The 16,539-nt window shown below is 67.9% G+C and carries 15 protein-coding genes and 4 pseudogenes; 10 read left to right on the forward strand and 9 right to left on the reverse strand.

Annotation, left to right across the window (positions count from 1 at the left end):
- Nucleotides 1-103: 103 nt before the first annotated feature.
- The 3 genes and pseudogenes from G3N64_RS18345 to G3N64_RS18355 form a co-directional block, all read left to right on the forward strand.
- Nucleotides 104-325: pseudogene (locus G3N64_RS18345) on the forward strand (2OG-Fe(II) oxygenase); the annotation flags it as partial.
- Between the two features lie 13 nt (nucleotides 326-338).
- A complete protein-coding gene (locus tag G3N64_RS18350; RefSeq protein WP_205785206.1) occupies nucleotides 339-1,262 on the forward strand; it encodes a DMT family transporter in 924 nt (307 codons plus the stop codon).
- A 65-nt stretch (nucleotides 1,263-1,327) separates the two neighbouring features.
- On the forward strand, nucleotides 1,328-1,678 hold the full coding sequence (locus tag G3N64_RS18355) for a VOC family protein (protein ID WP_205785207.1): 351 nt from the start codon (nucleotides 1,328-1,330) through the stop codon (nucleotides 1,676-1,678).
- 27 nt (nucleotides 1,679-1,705) lie between these two features.
- Here G3N64_RS18355 and G3N64_RS18360 read toward each other — a convergent pair.
- A pseudogene (locus G3N64_RS18360) lies at nucleotides 1,706-1,843 on the reverse strand (DUF2000 family protein); the annotation flags it as partial.
- Between the two features lie 167 nt (nucleotides 1,844-2,010).
- On the opposite strand from G3N64_RS18360, the gene G3N64_RS18365 reads away from it, so the two are divergent.
- Nucleotides 2,011-2,610 (forward strand): nucleotidyltransferase domain-containing protein, encoded by a 600-nt coding sequence (locus G3N64_RS18365; protein WP_205785208.1) that lies wholly within the window; start codon nucleotides 2,011-2,013, stop codon nucleotides 2,608-2,610.
- Nucleotides 2,582-2,974 carry a DNA-binding protein gene (locus G3N64_RS18370; protein WP_241021077.1) on the forward strand — a complete coding sequence of 131 codons (393 nt, stop codon included), beginning with the start codon at nucleotides 2,582-2,584 and terminating at the stop codon, nucleotides 2,972-2,974. Before G3N64_RS18365 ends, G3N64_RS18370 begins: the two co-directional genes overlap by 29 nt.
- Nucleotides 2,975-3,069: 95 nt before the next feature.
- On the opposite strand, the gene G3N64_RS18375 is transcribed toward G3N64_RS18370, so the two are convergent.
- From G3N64_RS18375 to G3N64_RS18385, 3 genes are all read right to left on the reverse strand, one after another.
- Nucleotides 3,070-3,477 carry a DUF2000 domain-containing protein gene (locus tag G3N64_RS18375; protein ID WP_205785209.1) on the reverse strand — a complete coding sequence of 136 codons (408 nt, stop codon included), beginning with the start codon at nucleotides 3,475-3,477 and terminating at the stop codon, nucleotides 3,070-3,072.
- A gap of 44 nt (nucleotides 3,478-3,521) precedes the next feature.
- Complete coding sequence (locus G3N64_RS18380; RefSeq protein ID WP_205785210.1) at nucleotides 3,522-4,379, reverse strand: AraC family transcriptional regulator; 858 nt, start codon at nucleotides 4,377-4,379, stop codon at nucleotides 3,522-3,524.
- Nucleotides 4,380-4,449: 70 nt separating this feature from the next.
- Entirely contained in the window at nucleotides 4,450-5,430 is a 981-nt protein-coding gene (locus tag G3N64_RS18385; RefSeq protein WP_205785211.1) for an AraC family transcriptional regulator, read from the reverse strand.
- 45 nt (nucleotides 5,431-5,475) lie between these two features.
- Between G3N64_RS18385 and G3N64_RS18390 the strand changes: the two genes are divergently transcribed.
- Together G3N64_RS18390 and G3N64_RS18395 are read left to right on the forward strand one after the other, a co-directional pair.
- Nucleotides 5,476-6,225 carry an SDR family oxidoreductase gene (locus G3N64_RS18390; RefSeq protein ID WP_205785212.1) on the forward strand — a complete coding sequence of 250 codons (750 nt, stop codon included), beginning with the start codon at nucleotides 5,476-5,478 and terminating at the stop codon, nucleotides 6,223-6,225.
- A 285-nt stretch (nucleotides 6,226-6,510) separates the two neighbouring features.
- A pseudogene (locus tag G3N64_RS18395) lies at nucleotides 6,511-6,858 on the forward strand (LuxR family transcriptional regulator); the annotation flags it as partial.
- Nucleotides 6,859-6,986: 128 nt separating this feature from the next.
- On the opposite strand, the gene G3N64_RS18400 reads toward G3N64_RS18395, so the two are convergent.
- The gene (locus G3N64_RS18400) at nucleotides 6,987-8,288 is read right to left on the reverse strand and encodes an aspartate aminotransferase family protein (RefSeq protein WP_205785213.1); all 1,302 of its coding nucleotides are present in this window, start codon (nucleotides 8,286-8,288) and stop codon (nucleotides 6,987-6,989) included.
- A gap of 91 nt (nucleotides 8,289-8,379) precedes the next feature.
- On the opposite strand from G3N64_RS18400, the gene G3N64_RS18405 reads away from it, so the two are divergent.
- The gene (locus G3N64_RS18405) at nucleotides 8,380-9,264 is read left to right on the forward strand and encodes a LysR family transcriptional regulator (protein ID WP_205785214.1); all 885 of its coding nucleotides are present in this window, start codon (nucleotides 8,380-8,382) and stop codon (nucleotides 9,262-9,264) included.
- A gap of 25 nt (nucleotides 9,265-9,289) precedes the next feature.
- Here the strand turns inward: G3N64_RS18405 and G3N64_RS18410 are convergent, their stop codons facing one another.
- Genes G3N64_RS18410 through G3N64_RS18425 form a run of 4 tightly spaced genes read right to left on the reverse strand, consistent with a single transcriptional unit; the run spans nucleotide 9,290 to nucleotide 13,450 of the window.
- Nucleotides 9,290-10,729: an isochorismate synthase gene (locus tag G3N64_RS18410; RefSeq protein WP_205785215.1), complete on the reverse strand. Its 1,440-nt coding sequence runs from the start codon at nucleotides 10,727-10,729 to the stop codon at nucleotides 9,290-9,292.
- Nucleotides 10,726-11,031, reverse strand: coding sequence for an isochorismate lyase (locus tag G3N64_RS18415; RefSeq protein WP_205785216.1), 306 nt, complete (start codon nucleotides 11,029-11,031; stop codon nucleotides 10,726-10,728). Before G3N64_RS18415 ends, G3N64_RS18410 begins: the two co-directional genes overlap by 4 nt.
- Nucleotides 11,028-11,801 (reverse strand): alpha/beta fold hydrolase, encoded by a 774-nt coding sequence (locus G3N64_RS18420; RefSeq protein ID WP_205785217.1) that lies wholly within the window; start codon nucleotides 11,799-11,801, stop codon nucleotides 11,028-11,030. The genes G3N64_RS18415 and G3N64_RS18420 overlap by 4 nt, the downstream gene beginning before the upstream one ends.
- Nucleotides 11,798-13,450, reverse strand: coding sequence for an AMP-binding protein (locus tag G3N64_RS18425; protein ID WP_205785218.1), 1,653 nt, complete (start codon nucleotides 13,448-13,450; stop codon nucleotides 11,798-11,800). Before G3N64_RS18425 ends, G3N64_RS18420 begins: the two co-directional genes overlap by 4 nt.
- Nucleotides 13,451-13,667: 217 nt before the next feature.
- Here G3N64_RS18425 and G3N64_RS18430 point away from each other — a divergent pair, with 217 nt between their 5' ends.
- Nucleotides 13,668-14,609, forward strand: coding sequence for an AraC family transcriptional regulator (locus G3N64_RS18430; protein ID WP_205785219.1), 942 nt, complete (start codon nucleotides 13,668-13,670; stop codon nucleotides 14,607-14,609).
- 123 nt (nucleotides 14,610-14,732) lie between these two features.
- Nucleotides 14,733-16,539 (forward strand): annotated as a pseudogene (locus tag G3N64_RS18435) (condensation domain-containing protein); the annotation flags it as partial.

Genomic DNA, 16,539 nt, shown 5'->3' on the forward strand with positions numbered 1-16,539 from the left:
TAATGTCGATTGACGGAATTATTGGGCATCCCATATTCTCGGGTCAACCGGCAGACAACGGCAGGCAGCCGGTCGGGCGTTGCCCGTATCCGGGGAATGATTCATGTCGCTCGTGCTGTCGTTTCACTGCCCGTACACGCGCGAGGACGGCAACGGCTTCTGGCATCTCGCGTCGGACGACGGTATTCCGCGCACCCTCGTCAACTGGCTGGCGCTGCAGCGTGCCCTCAGGGACGACGCCGAACTGCAGTACCGGCGCCTCGGGCTCGAACCGATTCGCCCCGAGGATCTGGAAGACCAGCGTCTGTCCCCGGTCACCTTCTGAGCGCCGTCGCCCCATGCAGCTATTCCTGCTCCAGCTCGTCTTCGTGTTGTCGTGGAGTTCCGGCTTCATTGGCGCCAAGCTCGGCGCGGAGACGGCCGGCGCGTTCAACCTGCTGTTCTGGCGGTTCCTGCTCGTCACGCTTTGTCTGGCGATCGTCCTCAACCGCCAGCTCGGGCGCCTGACGTGGGAGAAACTCCGCTATCACGCGGTGATCGGCTTCCTGTCGCAGTTTCTCTATCTGACCTGCGTGTATATCGCGATCCAGCATGGCCTGCCGCCGGGCATTGCCGCGATCGTCGCAGCGTTGCAGCCGCTCATCACCGCGGCGATGACGTCGCTCGAAGGCAGCGAGCGCAGCGGGGCGCGACAGTGGGTCGGGCTCGTCGTCGGGTTCGTCGGCGTGGGCATCGTGATCGGCGGGCAGTATGCGCTGCCGGCCGGGTCGGTCGGGCTCGTCATGTACCTGCTGCCGCTGGTGTCCGCGCTGGGGCTGTCGATCGCGACGATCTATCAGCGGCGCCGCGCGCTGACGGCCGCGCGCAGCAACGAGGACGGGCTGTTCCTGCCGCTGTTCGTGCAGGGTTGCGTGAGCCTCGTGCTGTTCGCGGCGTGCGGAATCGCCACGGGCAACCTGCATGTGCCGACCCAGCCGAGCGTGTGGGTGTCGGTCGTGTGGCTGACGGTGTTCTCGACCTTCATCGCGTACCTGTCGTTGTGGGCGCTGCTCAAGCGCATGCCCGCGACGCGCGTGGCGACGCTTGTCTATCTCGAACCGCCCGTGACGCTGATGTGGGCCGCATGGATGTTCGGCGACAGGATCGAGGTGACGACCTATCTCGGCATCGTCGTCGTTGCAATCGGCGTATGGCTGGCCGGCAGGCACGTCGAGCGGCCCGCGCGGGCGCGGCGGTCGGACATGGAGGCGGCCGGCCGCTGACGCACGGGTTGCGCACGCGAATCCGGTGTAGCGTCGCGGGACAGCCCGACTCGCGAAGGAACCCGATGAAAGTCAAACGGATCGTCGCCAATATCGACACACGCTCGGTCGACGACGCAAAGCGCTTCTATCAACGGATCTTCGGTCTCGACTTGCTGATGGACCACGGCTGGATCGCGACTTACGGCAATGCCGAGCAGATGGACGTGCAGATCAGCTTCGCATCGCAGGGCGGGGCGGGCACGCCGACGCCCGACCTGTCGATCGAGGTTGACGACGTCGATGAAGCGCTCGCGCGTGTCAATGCGGCAGGGATTCCGGTCGAATACGGCCCGGCCGACGAGCCTTGGGGCGTGCGGCGGTTCTATGTGCGCGACCCGTTCGGCAAGCTCGTCAACGTGCTCGCGCATCGCTGATTCGGATTGCCGGGGCGGCTTCAGCGTTCACGCATGCAACGCCAGCCCCTTCACGGCCTTTTCCACGGCCTTCTTCGGCCCGCGCAGCGCCAGCCCGACGAAGTCGAGATTCTCCGCATCGCCGGCCCGAAACACTTCGCGGTTGGCGGCGTCGTGCCCGGTCGCGCGTTGACATGTTGGGGAGGGCTGCGTGCTGATCGGAGCAAATACGTAGCCAAATATGCTCTGATCGTAGCCAAATAAGCTACATATGAGTGATCCACCCGAGTCAATTCAGAATCGGCGACCCGGACTATGCCTTGTAGCCATTTGAGCTACAATTGTAGCCAATCATGCTACGATCAATTGCCTCGACCCTGTTTGGTGACTATCGGCGCCGCGCGCTGGGCCTGCTCCTGTTGCGGCCCGACCAGGCGTTGCACGTCCGCGAAATCGCCCGTTTGACGGGCACGACGCCCGGTACGCTGCACAAGGAACTGAGCAAGCTGGCCGAAGCAGGCATCCTGAGCCGGGATCGGCAAGGCAATCAGGTACTCTATCGCGCCAATCGAAATTGTCCAATCTACGAGGAACTGGCTTCGATCATGCGAAAGACCTCGGGTATGGGTGATGTGTTGGCCGAAGCGTTGTTGCCCTGCGCCGAGGAAATCAGTGTGGCGTTCGTGTTCGGCTCCGTCGCGCGTGGCCAGGAGACGGCGGACAGTGACGTCGACGTGATGGTGATTGGCTCGGTTGGCTTTGCAACGGTGGTTCGGCTGCTTTACGACGCACAGACGACATTGGGGCGGGACATCAATCCCAAGGTGATGTCGCCGGGCGAGTTTCGTGAGGGCGTCGCCGGGCAGGACGCCTTTTTGCGGGACGTGCTTGGAAAACCCAAGATTTTCTTAATTGGCAGCGACCATGACCTTGCAGAACTTGCTCGGCATTAGTCTCGATGCAGTCCAGCCGGACCGAGAACAAGCAACGCGCCTGCTGTCAGCAGCTGAACGAAATCTCGCGGATGCGCAGCTTGCCGGATTGAGCAACGAAAACCGTTTTGATGCGGCTTACAAGGCGATCATGCAACTCGCCATGCTGGCGTTGCACGCGAACGGTTTTCGTACATTGACGAGTCGGCCGGGGCACCATCAGACGGCGATCCAGACGCTTCCACGGACAATCGGCCTGCCGGTCGAGCGCATGATCGTACTCGACGCGCTGCGCAAGCAGCGCAATCTGTCCGATTACTCCGGGGATGTGTGGTTCAGGCGTCTGCGGTTCGCGAGTGTTTCGATAGTGCGTCGGCGCTCCTGATTGATGTAACGACGTGGCTGGACGGGAACAAGCCGGAGTTGTTGGGCGTGCAGTAGCCGTTACAGCGTCGTATCGCCGACTCGAACGCCGATGCATCACGCATGCAACGCCAACCCCTTTACAGCCTTGTCGACCGCCTTCTTCGGCCCGTGCAGCGCCAGTCCGACGAAGTCGAGATTCTCCGCGTCGCCGGCCCGAAACACGTCGCGGTTGGCGGCGTCGTGCCCGGTCGAAAACATCGCGTGCACGTAAGGCACGATCGTGAGTTCGCGCGACAGCGCCTGCCGGTGCGCGGCCTGCAGGCCGTTCAGGTCGGCCGCGAACACCAGCATCGGCTGGCCCAGCATGCGGCCGTAGCGGCGTCCCGCCGCATCCTCGTAAGGCTCGCCGAGCGCTTCGGGTGCTTCGGCCGCGACGCCCGTCGCGAGAAACGCGACGACATTGAGTTTCTGCCACGCCGCGAGATCGTCGCGCACGATCAGCGCGACCTTGGTATCGAACATGATTGCTCCTCGTAGAGACGCTCATGATCGGATGCCGCGTGCGATCAGTCTGGAACGTTTGTGCACAGCTGCCGGTACGCGGCCGGCGTGATCCGGTACGCGCGGCGGAACCAGCGGCCCAGGTGGCTCTGGTCGGCGAAGCCGACGTCCGCGGCCGCCTGCGCGGGCGTGCGGCCGGCCGCCAGCAGCCGGCGCGCGGCGCGCAGCCGCAAGCGCACGAGGTACGCGTGCGGCGACGTGCCGAACGCACGCTGGAACAGCCGCGTCAGCCGGAACCGGTCGATCCCGGCGACATGGGCCAGCTCGTCGAGCCCGATGTTGCCGTCCATGCGTTCATGCAGCAGATCGCGCACACGCGCGATCGCGGGCGGCACGACGCTGCTTTCCAGCGCGAGCGGGCCGCGCAGTTCGCCGCCGAGCCGGATCAGCAGGCGGTCGAGGGTCTGGTCGCGCGCGAGCTTGCCTTCGTTGCCGTGGATGGCGAAAAACGCGCGCCGGATCGCGTCGACGAGGCCGCGATCATCGACGAGCGTATGGCCGAACGACGCCTCGACGCCGCCGAGGCCCGGCAGTTCCAGCCGGCGCGCCGCGCGCTCGACCCACGCTTGCGGCAGGTACAGCATTCCGTAGGTGAAGCCGCCGGCTTCGGGCGCATGGCCGTCGTGCAGCGCACCCGGCTCGATCAGGATCGCGCGGCCCGGCACGCTCGTATGCACCGACCGGTGGCACTGGAATTGCTGCACGCCCTGTTCGGTGAAGCCGACCAGCATGTCGTCGTGATCGTGCGCGTCGTACGCATGGCCGTTGAAATGCGCATGCAGGCTTTCGATGCCGGTTTCCGCATCGCGTCGCGCGACGAGCCAGTGGTCGGTCGTGTGGATGTCCTTCGCGGGTGTCGTCATCGGATGTGTCGCGCGTCGTCGTTGCGTGACGAATAGTGTACGGGGCGCGCGGGGCAGGGGGCGCACGTGCTCAACGTGTTTCGTTCGCCGCTGGCCGTTCGTCGCGCGCATATTGCGCGGGCGGCCGGCCGACGTGGCGCGTGAACGCGACGCTGAAGGTGCTCGCCGAACTGTAGCCGACACGCCCGGCGATCTCCGCGATGCGGCCGTCGTCGCGGCGGAGGAGGTCCTTCGCGAGTGCCATGCGCCACGTGAGCAGGTATTCCATCGGCGCGACGCCGACTGCGCGGCTGAAGCGTTCGAAGAAGGTCGAGCGCGACAGCGCCGCTTCCTTCGCGAGCTCGACGACTGTCCACGGGTGCGCGGGGCGCGCGTGCATCCCGCGGATCGCGGCGGCGAGACGGCTGTCGGCGAGCCCGCGCACGAGGCCGCGCGATGCGTCCGTGCCGGCCGAGAATCGCAGTGCCTCGATCAGCAGGACTTCCACGAGGCGCGACAGCACGAGTTCGCGCGCCGGCCGTTGCGCGCGCGATTCGTCACGCACCAGTTGCACGAGCGTGGTCAGGCGTGGTTCGCCACGCACGTGCACGTATTGCGGCAGCAGCGATACCAGCAGCGCAGCGTCGGGCGAACTGAAGCTGCAATTGCCGGCCATCATGCGCGTGTCGACCGGGCGGTCTGCGTCGCCGATCCGGTATTCGCCGTTGTCGAGCACGACCGGCGCGGCCGTTTCGACGCCCGGTGGCGGCAGTTCGAGGCTGGATATCGCGACGCCGTAGGCCGCCGGAATCAGCACGAAATCGCCGGGCAGCAGATCGATCGGCGGATGCCCGTCGATCGCGACCCGGCACCCGCCGTCCAGAACCGCGCAATAGAACGGCTCGCCTGCGACCGTCCGGCTGATGCGCCAGGGGCTCGCGCCGTGAACGAGCTTGGAATACCGCGTGCTCGGCTGCAGCAGTGTCACGACCTCGGCTAGCGGATCGATCATCGCCGGACTCTCGCAAAAGAAAATCGGATTTTCGATTGTAGCGAATACGGATCTGGCCATCTATCGTACGAACACATGCTCAACACGTCACAGGAGTGAGTTCGCATGAAGACCGTATTGATCACCGGCTGTTCCTCCGGCTTCGGCCTCGAGATCGCCCGTTATTTCCTGGCCCGCGACTGGCGGGTCGTCGCGACGATGCGCACGCCGCGCGAGGACGTTCTGCCGCCGTCGGAACACCTGCACGTGCTGGCGCTCGATGTCACGAACCCCGACAGCATCCGCGCGGCGATCGACGCCGCCGGCCCGATCGACGTACTCGTCAACAATGCGGGTTTCGGTGCGGCCGCACCGGCCGAGCTGATGCCGCTCGACACCGTGCGTGCGCTGTTCGAGACCAACACGATCGGCACGATCGCGGTGACGGAAGCCGTGCTGCCGCAGTTGCGCCGGCGCGGGTCCGGCGTCGTCGTGAACGTCACGTCGAGCGTCACGCTGAAGGTGCTTCCGCTGCTCGCCGCCTATCGGGCCAGCAAGGCGGCAGTCAATGCGTACACCGAATCGATGGCGCTCGAACTCGCGCCGTTCGGCGTGCGCGCGCATCTCGTGCTGCCGGGCCGTGCGCCCGATACGCGCTTCGCCGACAACGCGCGCGCGAACATGTACGGCTTCGAGCACGAAGCTTACGCGGAATTTGCCGCGGCGACATTTGCGCGCCTGGTCGACGAATCCGCGCCGATCACCCGTGCGCAGGACGTTGCCGAAGCCGTGTGGCGTGCAGCGACCGATCCGTCGAGCCCGATGCGCATTCCGGCCGGCGCCGATGCGCAAGCGTGGGCGGCTGAAGCGGGCTGAGGCTTGCCGACGACCGGATCAGGCCGGCTCGTTTGCACGAGTGATGCAGGATGCCGCCGGCCTGCAACGGGCGGGCGGCGCGATGGCAGGCACGTACGTACCCCCCAACACGGCCGGATGCGGTTCGTGTTTTTCAGCATGTCGCGCTCGGCATGAAGGAACGCCGGGCGCGCTTCCGCGCGCCGTCTATCCGTCGGCCGTGCATGGTCGCGCCAACGCTACCCCCACCCGATACACGAGCGACCATGCCGAGCCGGACACCCACTGCTACTGCCGCAGATCCGGATGCTGGCGCTCGCGACCGGCGAGCCGCTCGCGTTCTACCGTCACGAACGCCTGCCGGACTGGCTCGCGCCGCTGCGGTCGAACCTCAACCGGATCTGGCACGGCTACCCGGCGCCACCCGCGACGCGCGAGCGCCGCACCCAGGCGGGGCGATTCCGCTTCAATGCGTATCGATGTACCGACGCGATCGTGATCTATATCGAACACTTTCCGCCGCTCAGGCTGAGGGTCGAACGACTCGGTTTCGCGTTCGGCCTGACCGAGCGGCAACGCGAACTCTGTGTGCAGCTCGTGCTGGGCCGCTCGCGCAGCGAGATTGCGCGTGACTTCGCGCTGCGCGACAGCACGGTCGTCGATCATGTTCGCAAGAGCTATCGCCGGCTCAACGTACACAATCACGACGAATTGCGCAGCGTATTTCGGACCGGGAAGCTTGACTCGGTTTCCAGGCGCGTGACGTTGCGCCTGGCGTTCCGTTACAGCGCGCGCCGGAGCGCCTGCTCGAGCAACGACAACCCGAGGTCGATTTCCGCTTCGCTGACGGTCAGCGGCGGCGCGATCCGGAACACGCCGCCCATGCCGGGCAACTGCACGATGTTCATGCTGAGCCCGAGGTTCATGCATTCGCGCGTGATCTTCGCGCCGAGCCCGTCCGCCGGTTCCTTCGTGCGGCGATCCTTGACGATCTCGACACCGAGCAGCAGCCCGCGCCCGCGCACGTCGCCGATGCAGTCGAAGCGTTCCATCAGGTCGAGCAGGCCGCGCCGGAGCCGGTCGCCCATCACGTTCGCCCGTGCGACGAGCCCGTCGCGCTGCACCACGTCCAGCACGCGCAGGCCGACGGCCGCCGGCAGCGGATCCGACACGTGCGTCGTGTAGAACAGGTAGCCGAGTTCGTGCGCGCGTTCCTCGATTGCCGCGGACGTCACGATCGCCGCGAGCGGCAGCCCGGCGCCGAGCGTCTTCGACAGCGTCAGGATGTCGGGCGTCACGCCGTCGCGCTGGCACGCGAACATCGTGCCGGTGCGGCCGACGCCGGTCTGCGCCTCGTCGAGGATCAACAGCATCCCGCGTTCCTCGCACTTGCGCTTGAGCGCCGCCATATAGCCTTCCGGCAGCTCGATGATCCCGCCCGAACTGAGGATCGGTTCAGCGATGAAGGCCGCGAGGTTGCCGCTCGACTGGCGATCGATCAGGTCGAACGCATAGTCGAGTTCGGCGAGGATGTCGTAGGCGCCGTCGCGCTCGAAGCGCGGCCGGTACGTGAACGGCGCCGGAATCGCGAACGAGCCGACGGCCGCCGGGCCGACACCCTTGCGGCCGGCGCTGTACGTGGCCGACGCGGCCGCGCCCGTCATCCCGTGCCACGACTGCGCGAAGCCGACGATCTCGTACTTGCCGGTGACGAGCTTCGCCATCCGGATCGCCGCTTCGTTCGATTCCGCGCCGGTGCTGAGCAGCAGCGCGCGATCGAGCCCGGCGGGCGTGATGTCGGCGAGGCGGGTCGCGAGATCGACGACCGGCCGCGACAGCATCCCGCTGAACAGGTGGTCGAGCTTGTCCGCGTATTCGCCGATCACGGAGACGATCTCCGGATGGCTGTGGCCGAGCACCGCGCTCATCTGGCCCGACGTGAAATCGAGGATCGCGCGGCCGTCCGCGTCGTACACGAAGCTGCCTTTCGCGCGCTCGATGATCATCGGCTCGAACGTGCCGCCGTAGCGGACCAGGTGCTGCCTGGCGTTGTGCCAGAAGGTCGGGTCGTCGTTCAGGGACATCGGGCGTCTCCAGACAAAGGCAAAGGGGCGAGGGGCAGGGATCGCTTGCAGTCTAGGCGCGTGTCTGGTTTGATGGAAACGAATAGTTCTTATGCAAGGTAGAAAAGGAGCTAATACCTTGGGGCTTTCGCTCGAAATCGACCTGCTGCGCTCGTTCGTCGTGATCGCCGAGGTGCGTGCGCTCAGTCGCGCGGCCGCGCGCGTCGGCCGGACCCAGTCCGCGCTCAGCCAGCAGATGAAGCGGCTCGAGGAGGTCGTCGACCAGCCGCTGTTCCAGCGTACCGGCCGCGGCGTGGTGCTGACTCATCCGGGCGAGCGGCTGCTCGTGCATGCGCAGCGCATCCTGCGGCTGCACGACGAGGCGATGGCCGACCTGTGCGGCACGGGGTTGTCGGGGACGATCCGTTTCGGATGTCCGGACGATTACGCGGAGGTCTGGCTGCCTTCGCTGCTGCGGCAGTTTTCGAGCCAGCATCCGCAGGCGATCGTCGAAGTCGTCTGCGGGCCGACGCCGCGGCTCATCGAACAGCTGGAGAAACGCGCGGTCGATCTGGCGATGATTTCATTGCCGGACGACGACGCGAACGACGCCATCATTCGCCGCGAGCAACTGGTCTGGATCGGCTATCCGGGGCTGGCGCCCGCGCATTTCGATCCGTTGCCGCTTGCGCTGTCCGATCGCGATACGCTCGATCACATCGCGGCCTGCGAGGCGCTGGATCGCGCGGGCCGCGACTACCGCGTCGCGTATGCGAGCAGCAGTCTCGCGGGGCTGATCGCGCTGGTGCGTTCGGGGCAGGCGTTCGCGGTGATGACGCAGACGGCGGTACCGGCCGACCTGGCGATCGTCACCGGCGATCCGCGCTTGCCGCCGTTGCCGGCCGTGGGTATTGCGCTGAAGTTCGATCGCAAGCGGCCATCGCACCTGACGGCGGCGTTCGCCGATCATATCCGGCTCACGCTGCCGCTGTTGTGATGCGGGCGGCCTCCGTGACGAAGTATCACTCGACCGTCGACGAGGCTGAAACCGTTGCCGGGCCACGTGCATCTGCATCCGCCGCCGCATCGCGCACGCGGATCGCGGCCTGCATGCCCGACAACTTGAGTTCGGTCTCCTGATATTCGTTGGCCGGCTCGGAATCGGCGACGATGCCGCAGCCTGCGAACAGCCGGCAGGCGCCGCCGTCGAGCAGCGCGGAGCGCAGCGCGACGCTGAAGTCGCCGTTGCCGTGCGCGTCGATCCAGCCGACGGGCGCTGCATACCAGCCACGATCGAAGCCTTCATGCGCGCGGATGTGGTCGAGTGCCGCGGCGCGCGGATGGCCGGCTACCGCCGGCGTCGGGTGCAGCGCCGCGACGACCTGCAGCAGCGTCGCGTCCGCCTTCAGCGTCGCGCGGATCGGCGTGCTCAGGTGCTGCAGTCTCGGCAGCCGGTGCAGCGACGGTTGCTCGGGCACGTCGAGCGCGCGCGACAGCGGCGTGAGTGCCGTGCGGATCGCGTCGACGACGAGCGCGTGTTCGAGCCGTTCCTTTGCGGAATCCATCAGCGCCGCGCCGAGTGCGCGATCGTCGTCGGGCGTGGCGCCGCGCCGGATCGTCCCGGCAAGCGCATGCGTGCGCACGTCGCCGGCCGCGACACGCGCGAGCCGCTCCGGCGTGGCGCCGACGAAGCAGGCCCCTTCACGGCGGACCGCGAACAGGTGCGCATGCGCGTCGCGCGTGCGCAGCCGGCGCAGCAGCGGCGCGACGGCAACGGGCCGTGCGTATCGTTCGAGCACGTCGCGCGCGAGCACGACCTTGCCGAACGCGCCGCCGTGGATCGCCTCCACGGCGCGCCGGACTTCGTGCTGCCATTCGCTCGCCTGCAGCGCCTGCGTGTGCAGCAGATGCGGGGCATCGTCGTCGCGGGCGGCGGCGAGCGTGCCGAGCGACTCGATGCGCGCGAGGCACGCATGCGCGAGCGCGGCCGGATCGTCGTGCGCGGCGACGACGTGCTGGCAGACGGCCCAGTGCGCATCGCCTTCGCGCACGATCAGCAGCCTGGCCACCGTCATGCTTGCGTCGGGAAACGGTGCCCAGTGTGCGCTGCGCGCGCCGCGCGGATCGAATCGGAAGCCGCCGACGAGGCGCGGCGGTTGCGGGCCGGCCGTCACGGCATCGCGAACGAGCGTGCGCCAGCGCGCATCGATCTGCGCGAAACGCGTATCGCCGGTGGCGGTCAGTTCGAGCGCACAGTCCCAGCCGAGCAGGGTGACGGCTGCATCGCCGGCTTCGTGGAAGAACCACGGCGTGGCGCCGTCGTCCCACGCGGCGATCAGGTCGAAGAAGTCGAGCGGACGCAGCGGCACCGACACCGATGCGAGCGTCGGCGTGCCGGTGTCGGCGGCGCGGCGGGCCGCGCGAGCGAACGTGTCGTGCAGCAGCGGGAGGCCGGCGCTCATGCGAGCCCCCGTTGCCGGCGCCAGTGCTGCGTCTGCTGCGCGATGTACCACTCGATCAGGCCCGAGAACAGCGTCTCGACGTAGTTGCCGTCGAGGCCGGCCTGTTCGGCCCAGCGGCGCCGGTCGGGCAGCATCGCGGCCACCCGTTCCGGTGCGGCGATGCTCGCTTCGTCGGGCTTGAAGCGCGAAGCAGCCTTCACGTATTGCATGCGCTGGCCGAGCGCTTCGATGATGTCGGCGTCCAGGCGATCGATGGCTTCGCGAATGTCGGGAAGCCCCGTGCAGGCGTCCGGTGTCTTCATGTGGTCTCCTTTCCATAACGAAGGGATTGGTCGATCCGTTCGACCAGATGCGCGATCAGCGCCGGGTACTGGTGTCGCAGGTAGAAGTGGTCGCCGTTGAACGTCTCGATGCGGATCGGGCGCGACGCGACGTCCTGCCACGCGTGCGCTTCGTCGTTGTCGAGCTCGGAGTCGGCGAGCGGCAGCATCACGCCGAGCAGCGTGTCGAGGCGGGGCGGCCGGTCGCGGCGATAGGTCTCGATCGCGCGGTAGTCGTGGCGGATCATCGGCAGGTAGATCGCGCGCATCTCCGGATCGGCGAGCAGCGCGGCGTGCTCGCCGGACAGTCGCGCGACATCGGCCACGAGCGCGTCGTCGGATTGCAGGTGCAGGTCCGACAGGCGCTGACGATGCGGCGGCGGCAACGCGGACACGGCCAGGTAAAGCGGCGCCGCACCGCGCACTTCGAGCCGCACCGCCACCTCGTACGCGAGCGCCGCGCCGAGACTGTGCCCGAACAGCACGAGCGGCGCGTGGGCATAGCGTTGCAGCGCGTCGGCGGCGGGGCCGGCGAGTGCGTCGATCGTCGCCGCGCACGGTTCGCCGAAACGTTCCTCGCGGCCCGGATACTGCAGCGCGAGCAGGTCGACGTCCCACGGCAGCGCGCGGCTCCAGTTGCGAAAGAAATTCGCGGTGCCGCCGGCGTGCGGGAAGCAGACGAGCTGCGCGCGCGGGCACGGCGACAGACGCAGTTCGCGGATCCAGTTCGAATCGGTCGGGCGTGCGCTCATGCGGCGGCCGCCTGCAACTGGCGGCGCAGCAGGTCGCGCAGCGATTTCTTGCTGGTCTTGCCGATGCCGGTTTCCGGGAAGCGCGGCATGAACTCGATGCGATCGGGAATCTTGAAGGCCGCGAGCCCGCAGTCGCGCAGGTAGCGCTTCAGCGTCAACCGTGTCGGCGCGGGCGCGCGGGCGACGATGAATGCGCACGTGCGCTCGCCGAGCAGCGGGTCGGGCATCGCGACCACCGCCGCGTCGTGCACCTGCGAATGCGCGAGCAACAGGTTCTCCACTTCCTCCGCGGAGACCTTCTCGCCACCACGATTGATCTGGTCCTTGTCGCGGCCTTCGACGACGAGGTCGCCGTCCGCGGTGCGCCGCACGCGGTCGCCGCTGCGATAGTAGCCATCGGCCGTGAACGCGGTCGCGTTGTGCTCGGCGAGCCGGTAGTAGCCGCGTATCGTGTACGGGCCACGCACCTGCAGTTCGCCGATCTCGCCGGGCGCGACCGGTTCGCCGGCATCGTCGACGATGCGCACTTCGTCGCCGTCCGACACGGGGCGGCCCTGCGTTTGCGCGATCCGTTCGGGTGAATCGTCGAGCCGCGTGCAGCAGATGAGCCCTTCCGCCATGCCGAACACCTGCTGCAGCTTGCAGCCGAGCACGGGCGTCACGCGCGCGGCTGCGTGGTCCATCAACCGCGCGCCGCCAACCTGCAGCACGCGCAGGCTCGACAGGTCGGCCTGCCGTTGCGGCTGTTCGTCGAGCCACAGCAGCGCGAGCGGCGGCACGAGCGCGGTATGCGTGACGCGCTCCTGCGAGATCAGCGCGAAGCTTTGCTCGGGCTCGGGCCGCCCGGTCGTGATCGCGCGGCCGCCCGAGAGCAGCGCGCCGATCGTGCCGGGGCAGCACAGCGTGAAGTTGTGCGCCATCGGCAGCGCGGCGAGATACACGGTGTCGGTATCGAAGCCGCTCGCGGCACTGCACGCGCGCACGTTGTACAGGTATTCGCGGTGGCGGCGCGGGATCAGCTTCGGCGTGCCGGTCGTGCCGCCCGACAGCTGGAAGCACGCGATGTCGTCGGCACGTGCCGCGCATTCGCGCAGCGGCGGCGCGTCGTACAGCGCATCGAACGGCGTGAACGCGTGATCGTCGCCGGCCATCACGACGTGCTCGAGCGTCGGGCAGTCGGCCTGCAGCGCGGCCGCGAGCGGCCGGCAGTCGAACTCGCCGAGTTGCGCCGCGCACAGATACGCACGCGCGCCGGCAAAGCGGCAGAACGCGCCGATCTCGTAGTGACGGTGAGCGGGCAGTGCGAGCACCGGCCGCACGCCGAGCTGGAACAGCGCGAAGCACGTCTCGATGAAGCGCGCGCCGTTCGGCAGATGGACGACGACCGCGTCGCCGCGCGCCAGGCCGAGACGCGCGAGGCCGCCCGCAAGCTGGCGGATGCGCGCCAGCAGGTCGCGATAGCTGAGCCGGCAGGCGCCGTCGACGATGGCGAGCGCATCGGGATCGCGCTGCGCTTGCGCGTCGAGCGCATCGAAGAAAGTCGTGTCTTGCCAATAGCCGGCGTCGCGATAGCGGCGCGCGAAGTCGTCGGGCCAGTCGGGCGCGTCGGCCGGGAGGGCCGGCGCCATGGAGGGAAGGGAGGATTGCATGCGCTGACCTTGGGTTCCGGCAAGTTGTCAGAAAATGTAAATGAGAGGTATTATCATTTGTAACAAGTGCCGCGATAACGCCGTTTCTTTCGATATCGCGGCAATTTCATTCGATCGGGCGCCTGTCGCGCGGCGCCCGCCCGGCCCGGCCGGACAATCGGCCGGTTGCCGCCGGCGCGCGCCGGGCCGCGCGTGCCGCCTAACCAACGGACCTCCGATGAGCTCGACCTCCTTCGCTTCGTCACGACGTCACCCGCCGGTGCTCGTGCCCGGCAATCATCCGGGCGTGGTGCACATCGACGCGGGCATGAAACTCATGAGCGGCACGCTGTGCTCGGACAGCCGCGACTGGTACGAGGAGCCGCTCGAAAAAGGGCTGAAGCTCGTCCTCGTGCAGAGCGGGCAGTTGCGCTGCCGCGTGCCGGGCCAGCCCGAGCAATGCATCAAGGGGCCGGGCCTGTGCGTGATCGCCAACGACGGCGAATTCACGACGCACCAGATCTACGACCGCGACACGCCGCTGCGCTACACGATCGTGCAGCTCGGCCTCGATGCGCTCGACCGCAACCTGAGCCTGCTGCCGGAGAAGATGCTCGCGCCGACGGGCGGCGATCCGCGCATCGTCAGTTGCCCGGCGTCGAAGGCGCTGCAGGCGCTCGCGGTGCAGATCGCGACGTGCCCGTTCGAGGGCGCGGTGCGCGAGTACTACCTGAAGGCCAAGGCGTTCGAGCTGACCGCGCTGAGCGCGCAGCTGCTGGCGACGCAGCGGCAGTTCGCGCCGGCGGACGTGCGCGTCACGTCGTCGGATGTCGAGCGCGTGTACGCGGCGAGCGACATCCTGACGCGCGAGCTCCAGCAGCCGCCGACGCTCGACGCGCTCGCGAGCCGGGTGGGGATGAATTCGCGCAAGCTGACGGCCGGTTTTCGCAAGGTGTTCGGCACGAGCGTGTATGCGTACCTGCAGGAATACCGGCTGCGGACCGCGCACGCGATGCTGTGCGCGGAGGACGCGAACGTGTCGACCGTCGCGTACCGCGTCGGCTACAGCCCCGCGCATTTTTCGATCGCGTTCCGCAAGCGCTACGGCATTTCGCCGAGCGATATTCGGGCGTCTTCGAACGCGATCGACGACGTCGAACTGGAGAGCGCGGCAATCTAAAACAACTGACCGGCCGCCTAAAGCAATCGACCGGGCTCATGGGTGTGAATGAGATAGATTCTCATTCACGGGTGGCCGCCGCCGCGCGGATCCGCCATCTAACGACCCATACAAGGCGTGCCCATGAGCCAGACCGCTGTCGATTCAAGAATCGATCATTCCGATCCTTCCTGTTTTTCTCCCATTGCCTTTCGCTCGCAGCTCGTCGCGATGATCGCCGAGCTGCTCGACGAGCCCGTCGACGAAATCGCGTCGCTCGACGATGACGAGGACCTGCTGAGCTGCGGCCTCGATTCGATCCGGCTGATGTATCTGCAGACGCGCGTGAACCGGCTCGGCTACGCGCTGACGTTCGATGCGCTTGCGCGCACGCCGACGCTCGGCGCGTGGGCCGAGCTGCTCGCGAATGCGCCGCGCATCGCGCCCGCGGCGTCTGACGTCGAAGCTATCGAGGTTGCCGATGTCGACGTGCATGCGCCGTTCGACCTGTCCGCGGTGCAGCAGGCGTACTGGCTCGGCCGCGGCGACGGCGAGGTGCTCGGCAACGTGAGCTGTCACGCGTTCCTCGAGTTTCGTAGCCGCGGGATCGATCCCGTTCGTCTCGACGCGGCATGCCGGCGCGTGCGCGAGCGCCATCCGATGCTGCGTGCGCGCTTCACCGGTGGCCGCCAGCAGATCGTCGCGGCGCCGGACGCGCCGGTGTTCGCGCATGCGGACTGGCGCGACAGGGCAGCCGCCGATGCGGAAACCGAATGGGTGTCGCTGCGTGCGTTCCGGTCGCACGAATGTCTCGACGTCGAGCATGCACAGGTCTTCATGATGGGGCTCGTGCAGATGCCCGGCGGCGAGGATCGCGTGTGGCTGAGCGTCGACCTGCTCGCGGCCGATGTGGACAGCGTGCGGCTGCTGATGCAGGAAATCGGCGCCGCGTATGCCGAGCCGTCGGCGTTGCCCGACGCGCCGTCGACGTGGTTCCCGGCCTGGCTCGCGCGTCGCGCGGCCGATACGCGCGACGCGCGGGCTGCGGCACGCGATGCATGGCACGCGCGGCTCGCGACGCTGCCGGAAGGGCCGGCGCTGCCGCTTGCCCGTGCGCCGGAACGATTCGCGCGCCGCGTTTCAGCCGCGTCGCGCATACGCTGAGCACGGCCGAACTCGCGCGCCTGCAGGCGCGGGCCGCGCAGCACGGCGTCACGGTGTCGTCGGTGTTCGGCGCGGCGTTCGCCGCGGTGCTCGCGCGCTGGAGCGGCCGGCAGGCGTTCCTGCTCAACGTGCCGCTGTTCGACCGGCATGGCGATGCGCCGGATCTTGGTCGCGTGATCGCCGATTTCACGACGCTGCTGCTCGTCGAATGCGACATGCGCGCCGACGCGAGCGCGGCCGACACGGTGCGCGCGTTCCAGCAGCGGCTGCACGGCGCGATCGCGCAGGCCGCGTATCCGGCGCTGGACGTGCTGCGCGATGCGCGCCGGCAAGGCGCGCCGCGCGCGGCGCCCGTCGTGTTCTCGTGCAATCTCGGCGATGCGCCGTTCGTGCCCGACGCGTTCGCGCGCGTGTTCGGCGATCTGCACGACATGATTTCGCAGACGCCGCAGGTGTGGCTCGACCATCAGCTCTATCGCGTGCCGGACGGCGCGCTGCTCGCGTGGGACAGCGTCGACGGCCTGTTTCCGGACGGCATGATCGATGCGATGTTCGGTGCGTATGTCGCGCTCGTGCAGGCGCTGTGCGATCGCGACTGGCGGCTGCCGGTCGCAGTCGAGCTGCCGTCCGCACAGCGTCGCATGCGCGATGCGCTCAACGCGGTGCCCGCGCCCGGGCGGCCGCGCACGCTGCATGCCGGCTTCTTCGCATCGGCCGCGCGCGAGCCGGCGGCCGTCGCATTGCGGTGCGGCGAGCAGGTGGTGACGCGCGGCGAACTGGCCGCGCT

This window comes from Burkholderia sp. Ac-20344, from assembly GCF_017104975.1.
Lineage (GTDB): Bacteria > Pseudomonadota > Gammaproteobacteria > Burkholderiales > Burkholderiaceae > Burkholderia.

Bases quoted from the DNA above. Each gene is read 5' to 3' on its own strand.
- G3N64_RS18350 (WP_205785206.1), top strand. From the start codon at position 339: ATGCAGCTATTCCTGCTCCAGCTCGTCTTCGTGTTGTCGTGGAGTTCC.
- G3N64_RS18355 (WP_205785207.1), top strand. From the start codon at position 1,328: ATGAAAGTCAAACGGATCGTCGCCAATATCGACACACGCTCGGTCGAC.
- G3N64_RS18365 (WP_205785208.1), top strand. From the start codon at position 2,011: ATGCTACGATCAATTGCCTCGACCCTGTTTGGTGACTATCGGCGCCGC.
- G3N64_RS18370 (WP_241021077.1), top strand. From the start codon at position 2,582: ATGACCTTGCAGAACTTGCTCGGCATTAGTCTCGATGCAGTCCAGCCG.
- G3N64_RS18375 (WP_205785209.1), bottom strand. From the start codon at position 3,477: ATGTTCGATACCAAGGTCGCGCTGATCGTGCGCGACGATCTCGCGGCG.
- G3N64_RS18380 (WP_205785210.1), bottom strand. From the start codon at position 4,379: ATGACGACACCCGCGAAGGACATCCACACGACCGACCACTGGCTCGTC.
- G3N64_RS18385 (WP_205785211.1), bottom strand. From the start codon at position 5,430: ATGGCCAGATCCGTATTCGCTACAATCGAAAATCCGATTTTCTTTTGC.
- G3N64_RS18390 (WP_205785212.1), top strand. From the start codon at position 5,476: ATGAAGACCGTATTGATCACCGGCTGTTCCTCCGGCTTCGGCCTCGAG.
- G3N64_RS18400 (WP_205785213.1), bottom strand. From the start codon at position 8,288: ATGTCCCTGAACGACGACCCGACCTTCTGGCACAACGCCAGGCAGCAC.
- G3N64_RS18405 (WP_205785214.1), top strand. From the start codon at position 8,380: ATGCAAGGTAGAAAAGGAGCTAATACCTTGGGGCTTTCGCTCGAAATC.
- G3N64_RS18410 (WP_205785215.1), bottom strand. From the start codon at position 10,729: ATGAGCGCCGGCCTCCCGCTGCTGCACGACACGTTCGCTCGCGCGGCC.
- G3N64_RS18415 (WP_205785216.1), bottom strand. From the start codon at position 11,031: ATGAAGACACCGGACGCCTGCACGGGGCTTCCCGACATTCGCGAAGCC.
- G3N64_RS18420 (WP_205785217.1), bottom strand. From the start codon at position 11,801: ATGAGCGCACGCCCGACCGATTCGAACTGGATCCGCGAACTGCGTCTG.
- G3N64_RS18425 (WP_205785218.1), bottom strand. From the start codon at position 13,450: ATGCAATCCTCCCTTCCCTCCATGGCGCCGGCCCTCCCGGCCGACGCG.
- G3N64_RS18430 (WP_205785219.1), top strand. From the start codon at position 13,668: ATGAGCTCGACCTCCTTCGCTTCGTCACGACGTCACCCGCCGGTGCTC.